Genomic DNA, 2,987 nt, shown 5'->3' on the forward strand with positions numbered 1-2,987 from the left:
AATATAATGGTCAGGACAGCGAAATCAGCGCCTTACTTGGGAAATGTGGGTTTACGTATGGTCCATTTGTTCCATCGCGGTCGTGCAGGCCGTTCTGCCCGGTGAGGGCCTTTTGCAGAGGGGCTTGTATTTCGGCGTGGCGTTCGCCTGCGCCTGTGCTTCCTACTTTCTGCTTGAGAAACCACTCCTGGATTTGAGGAAGAAGCTGGGCTCCCTGGCCAATATTAAGCCCGATGCGGCGAGAGGCTCCGGGCCGCCAGGCGACCGCGTGCCTGCGGACGCGGGTGCGTAGGGACTGTGCAGCTGAACTGGGGCGACATACCTTCACCACTGAAGCACGAGGATTAGTTCTCGGCCGATCGAAACCCTATTCGTGTGGATGCCGCTGCTGCCCTGCGGATGCAATTGGGCTTCCAGTAACCCCTGGTATCCATCCGATCCTAAACCCGCAGCGCCTGGTCCGTCGCCCGCACCAGGGCGTCGACGATGCCGGGTTCGGTGGAGGCGTGGCCTGCGTCCCAGACCACCTCGAAGCTGGCGGCGGGCCAGGCCGTCTTCAGGCGCCAGGCGCTTTCCATCGGCGTCACCACGTCGAAGCGGCCCTGGACGATCCAGCCGGGGATCCCAGCCAGCTGCGCCGCATTGCTGATCAGCCAGTCGTGCTGCGGGAAGAAACCGCCATTGGCGAAGAAGTGGCACTCGATGCGGGCGAAGGCGATGGCGAAGTCGATCTCGTTGAACTTGGAGGGCCGGGCCTCGGGTCCGCGGATCGAGATGGTGTCGCCCTCCCACTGGCTCCAGGCGGCCGCGGCCTGCGCCTGGACGCGGCGGTCGGGGCTGGTCAGGCGCTTGTGGTAGGCGCCGATCATGTCACCGCGCTCGGCTTGCGGGATCGGCGCACAGAACCTGGCCCAGGCGTCGGGGAACATCATCGAGGCGCCATCCTGGTAAAACCAGGCAAGCTCCCGCTGGGTCAGGAGGAAGATGCCGCGCAGGACGAGGCTCTCCACCCGCTCCGGATGCTTAATGGCGTAGGCCAGCGCCAGGGTTGAGCCCCAGGAGCCGCCGAACACACACCATTTCTCGACACCCAGGTGCTCGCGCAGGCGCTCGATGTCGTCGATCAGCGACCAGGTCGTGTTGTCTTCCAGGGAGGCGTTGGGGCGGCTGCGCCCGCAGCCCCGCTGGTCGAACAGCGCCATCCGCCACTTCGCCGGGTCGAAGAACCGGCGCATGGTCGGATTGATCGCCCCGCCCGGACCGCCATGCAGGATCACGCACGGCTTGCCGTTCGGGGCGCCGCATTCCTCATAATAGATTTCGTGCGGCCCTCCGGTGGGCAGATAGCCGGCGGCGAACGGCTCATTGTCCGGGAATAGCCCGCGCCGGTTCTGTCCGGAGGAGACGGCAGGCGCGGGGGTGGTGCGTTCCATCAGGCCTTTTACTTCGGGAAGCGCCTGTCCAGCCAGTCCAGCATGAGGCGGTTCACGTCTTCCGGCTTTTCCTGCTGCGTCCAGTGGCCCGATCCGGTCACCAGGTGGGTCTCCAGGTCGCCGATCAAGGCGGGCATATGCTCCGCAGCGGACGGTGGCAGCACCGCGTCCAGCTCCGCGGTGATCATCAGGCAGGGGACGCCGTCGATCCGGCTGGGCAGTCCCTCGGCGAGCTCCCAATTGCGGGTGAAGTTGCGGTACCAGCTGATCGGCCCAAAGAAGCCGCCATCGCGGAAGGCGTCGGCGAACACGGCCAGTTCTTCCTGGGACAGCAGCGGATCGCCGCCGGTCTTGCCGTCCCAGGCCTTCAGCAGGTCCCGGAAGGCGAAGGTCGAACCGGACGCGCCCTGCGGCTGGGCCGCCGCCATCAGGGCAGCCGGCTTGCGCATGAAGAAGCTCATGGTCCGCATCGTGTCCGCGCCCAGCACCGCCTCCGGCTCGCCCCGGTTCTGGAACCAGACGATGTACATGTCCGGCCCGAAGCGCTCGCGCATGCCGGCGATGGGATCGGAAGGGCCGCGCGGCATGAAGGGCGTGTTGAGGCCGATGACGCCCGCCACCCGGTCGGGGTGCATCAGCGCCATCTGCCACACGACCATGCCGCCCCAGTCGTGGCCGCAGAAGATCGCCTTCCCGACGCCCAGGTGGTCCAGGAGGCCCACCATGTCACCGGTCAGATGCGCGATGTCATAATCCGCCACTTCGCCGGGCTTCGTCGACAGGCCGTAGCCCCGCTGGTCCGGAGCGATCACCCAGCGCCCAGCGTCGCCCAGCGCCTTGATCTGGTGGCGCCACGAAAAGGCAAGTTCGGGGAAGCCGTGACTCAGGATTACCGGCACACCCGTGCGCGGACCCGCCTCGTAGTAGCCGATCTCGATCCCGTTCACGCTGGCCCGCTTGGGCGGCGGCATCATCGTCTCGAGCGCCGACATCGGCATGGTCCCTTTCCCTGGTGCGTTGCGACCAGTAGGGCATGACTGCCGTGACGTCCGCCAACGATCCCCCTGCCGCAAGTCCGCCCACGCCCTGGGGCCTGGTGATCCTGCTCGGGTCGCTGACCGCCATGGGCCCGCTGGCGATCGACATGTACCTGGGGAGCCTGCCGGACATCGGCGCCTCCCTCAGGGCCAGCCCGGGGCAGGCGCAGGCCACCGTCGCGGCCTTCCTGGCCGGGATGGCGCTGGGACAAATCTTCTACGGACCGTGGTCGGACCGCGTCGGGCGGCGGATCCCGATCCTGGCCGGCATCGCCATTTTCACGCTGGCCTCCATCGGCTGCGCCATGGCGGCGACTATCGACCAGCTTCTGGTCGGCCGCTTCGTTCAGGCCCTCGGGGCTTGCGCCGGCGGGGTCGTCAGCCGCGCGGTGGTCCGCGACCAGTTCAGCCACACCGAGACGGCGCGGATGTTGAGCCTGATGATGCTGATCATGGGCATTGCGCCGATCCTGGCGCCGCTGATCGGCAGCCTCCTGCTGGTGGTCGGCGGCTGGCG

The 2,987-nt window shown here is 67.1% G+C and carries 3 protein-coding genes; 1 reads left to right on the forward strand and 2 read right to left on the reverse strand.

The window, feature by feature from the left end; translation table 11 throughout:
* Nucleotides 1-440: 440 nt before the first annotated feature.
* On the reverse strand, nucleotides 441-1,433 hold the full coding sequence (gene pip / locus QZV94_RS24265; protein WP_293682935.1) for a prolyl aminopeptidase: 993 nt from the start codon (nucleotides 1,431-1,433) through the stop codon (nucleotides 441-443).
* 8 nt (nucleotides 1,434-1,441) lie between these two features.
* Complete coding sequence (locus QZV94_RS24270) at nucleotides 1,442-2,425, reverse strand: alpha/beta hydrolase (RefSeq protein ID WP_293682939.1); 984 nt, start codon at nucleotides 2,423-2,425, stop codon at nucleotides 1,442-1,444.
* A 41-nt stretch (nucleotides 2,426-2,466) separates the two neighbouring features.
* On the opposite strand from QZV94_RS24270, the gene QZV94_RS24275 reads away from it, so the two are divergent.
* Nucleotides 2,467-2,987: MFS transporter (locus QZV94_RS24275; RefSeq protein ID WP_293682937.1), on the forward strand; the 521-nt coding region annotated here is incomplete at its 3' end.

Origin of the sequence: uncultured Phenylobacterium sp., from assembly GCF_902826855.1 — a bacterium.
In the GTDB taxonomy this organism is placed as follows: domain Bacteria; phylum Pseudomonadota; class Alphaproteobacteria; order Caulobacterales; family Caulobacteraceae; genus Phenylobacterium.